The sequence below is a fragment of the Halorubrum sp. SP3 genome, from assembly GCF_005435195.1.
In the GTDB taxonomy this organism is placed as follows: domain Archaea; phylum Halobacteriota; class Halobacteria; order Halobacteriales; family Haloferacaceae; genus Halorubrum; species Halorubrum sodomense.
Genome location: NZ_SGTU01000072.1, coordinates 1 through 1868 on the forward strand (window position 1 = coordinate 1; position 1868 = coordinate 1868).

At 58.7% G+C, this 1868-nt stretch carries 7 protein-coding genes; all 7 read right to left on the reverse strand.

The window, feature by feature from the left end; translation table 11 throughout:
- On the reverse strand, positions 1-190 hold a 190-nt coding region (locus tag EXE42_RS19640), incomplete at its 3' end, for a hypothetical protein (RefSeq protein ID WP_206750727.1).
- Positions 187-381, reverse strand: a complete 195-nt coding sequence (locus EXE42_RS15300; RefSeq protein WP_137694965.1) for a hypothetical protein — start codon at positions 379-381, stop codon at positions 187-189. The genes EXE42_RS15300 and EXE42_RS19640, both read right to left, overlap by 4 nt.
- Before the next feature lie 43 nt (positions 382-424).
- Positions 425-628, reverse strand: a complete 204-nt coding sequence (locus tag EXE42_RS15305) for a hypothetical protein (protein ID WP_137694964.1) — start codon at positions 626-628, stop codon at positions 425-427.
- Positions 621-770, reverse strand: a complete 150-nt coding sequence (locus tag EXE42_RS18695; protein ID WP_158293431.1) for a hypothetical protein — start codon at positions 768-770, stop codon at positions 621-623. The genes EXE42_RS15305 and EXE42_RS18695 overlap by 8 nt, the downstream gene beginning before the upstream one ends.
- A 131-nt stretch (positions 771-901) precedes the next feature.
- On the reverse strand, positions 902-1342 hold the full coding sequence (locus EXE42_RS15310) for a hypothetical protein (RefSeq protein WP_137694963.1): 441 nt from the start codon (positions 1340-1342) through the stop codon (positions 902-904).
- Positions 1335-1526: a hypothetical protein gene (locus EXE42_RS15315; protein ID WP_137694962.1), complete on the reverse strand. Its 192-nt coding sequence runs from the start codon at positions 1524-1526 to the stop codon at positions 1335-1337. Before EXE42_RS15315 ends, EXE42_RS15310 begins: the two co-directional genes overlap by 8 nt.
- Positions 1527-1638: 112 nt before the next feature.
- Positions 1639-1868 (reverse strand): hypothetical protein (locus EXE42_RS15320; RefSeq protein WP_206750728.1); only part of this gene is annotated, 230 nt, incomplete at its 5' end.

Sequence of the window (1868 nt, forward strand, 5' to 3'; positions counted from 1 at the left end):
GATCCTCGGGGGCTGCCGTCGCTGTCTCGGTCCCTGAGATGTCCCCAACGACGCCTGCTGCCCACGGTGGGACAGTCACGTCACCAGTCGGGGCGTATTTCGGGTTACACGGATCGGGCGTTCGCTTCGCAGAACACCCGTCGTTGACGACGGCTTCGTTGTCGTCAAGTTCGGGCGTGTCCGTACTCACGCTGCTCCCACCCGTTCAAAGGCGTCAAGCGATTCCATGATGGTCGCCGTCGGAAGCCGTACCTTCGCCTGACCTGCGAAGATGTCCTCGACGCGGCCGTTCTGTCCCTTGAACGGGCCTTCAAGTCGGCACTCTACCCGTTGCCCGACCTGTATTCGGTCTGGTGTATCGGGGGTTGGATCAGAATCCATACACCCCTCTGTTTGGGTTGTAAGTATAAAAAGATTGGTGTAACTACTGGTGTCGACGGAGCTGGACTGTCAGCCCCGTGGCGACGACGTTGAGCAGACACGCAATCGTCGCAGCGAGATACGTCGGCCAGTATTCGAAGGGCCACCAGCCGACCCACGCACCGACGACGTGGAGGATCATCGCCGTGACGCAGACGACCCACGTAAACATCGACATCGTCGTGGTGAACGCCTGAACGTCATCCATACAATTCACTCACCTCGGAGAGCATTGAGGGCGTGTAGTAGATCGCTGCGAGGCTGTTTGGACAGAACAACGTGTGCTCTGGAGATTCGTAGTCCTCCCCACAGACGAAACACGTCGTGTTCACCCCTTCCAGTTCAGCCATTGTGTGCTACCACGCGACAATTGCCCTCCTCAACGCGAGGGACACAGTTCTCACAGACCCAGTACGTCTCGCCGTTCGGGGATGTCGCCTCGGTCAGCGTCGTGTAGACTTGGCAGTTTTGGCAATGGCCTTCAGTCATTGTTACCGATCCCCTCACAGTCTGCGGCTCTCACCGCATCGATCTGGAACCACACCTCGCCTGTAATGACATCGTACGATGAACTATCGGGAATCTCACCGTGGTCGGCATCGAACAGTCCGTCAGCGTCGGAGTTTATTTCGTACGCATCTTCGGGATCAGGACCGAGGTATTCATCGGGGCTGTCTGTCTGAAGGAACCACGCACAGAGCCGCTCGAACGTGCCTACGGGGAGCGTCATCGTCCGTGGTTCATCCCACGAAACATCGTACTCCGTTATCTTCACGTAGCGGAGATCACGACGTGTGATGTCCAGTTCCTCGGCAGCGTGGTTGAGTGCGTCAGCCAGCCCATCTTCGGGTTCCTCTATCTCCGCCTCAACGTGGTGGCCGACAACAGGCACGTCGCTGAAAGTATCCTCCTCGTCACTCATCGTTGTCTCCCTCGGGGATTGTGACCTCCCGAGCCTCCAGAATCGTGTACGTCTCGTCTAACGCCTCAACACGGAGTCGACGCTGCTCATCGTTGAGGTGAGAGGTGTCGGTGACGAAGCCAAACTGAACCATGTCCGTGTCGGGCGGCAGCTCCATCCCACCGAGGACATCTTCGACGTTCATTGGTAGTGACGGTCGCGATCAGGCCGTGGGGTGTACCACGGCGCGTCGACGTTGGTTCCTGGTTGGATCGGCTCCTCGATTAACTGCTGGCGGGTCTGTGTGTAACGTCCCCTCATCCGTTGATCACCAGCCACGCTGTGACGAGGAACACGAACGTCGTGAAGGCGACTGTGAACGCCGTCATCGCCGTTGGGAACTGGAAGTACAGCCAGTCGGTGAGATGGTTCGCGAGAAACGCATCCCACCACCCGACGTTTGCGAGTGAGGGGCGGACCTCGACGGCGGCTTCAGCAGCTCGACGCGACCACCACGAACCGATGGTACCCATCCCTGCTCCCGCAA

Excerpts from the sequence above, each read along its gene's own strand:
- EXE42_RS18695 (WP_158293431.1), bottom strand. The coding sequence starts at position 770 with ATGGCTGAACTGGAAGGGGTGAACACGACGTGTTTCGTCTGTGGGGAG.
- EXE42_RS15315 (WP_137694962.1), bottom strand. The coding sequence starts at position 1,526 with ATGAACGTCGAAGATGTCCTCGGTGGGATGGAGCTGCCGCCCGACACG.
- EXE42_RS15305 (WP_137694964.1), bottom strand. The coding sequence starts at position 628 with ATGGATGACGTTCAGGCGTTCACCACGACGATGTCGATGTTTACGTGG.
- EXE42_RS15300 (WP_137694965.1), bottom strand. The coding sequence starts at position 381 with ATGGATTCTGATCCAACCCCCGATACACCAGACCGAATACAGGTCGGG.
- EXE42_RS15310 (WP_137694963.1), bottom strand. The coding sequence starts at position 1,342 with ATGAGTGACGAGGAGGATACTTTCAGCGACGTGCCTGTTGTCGGCCAC.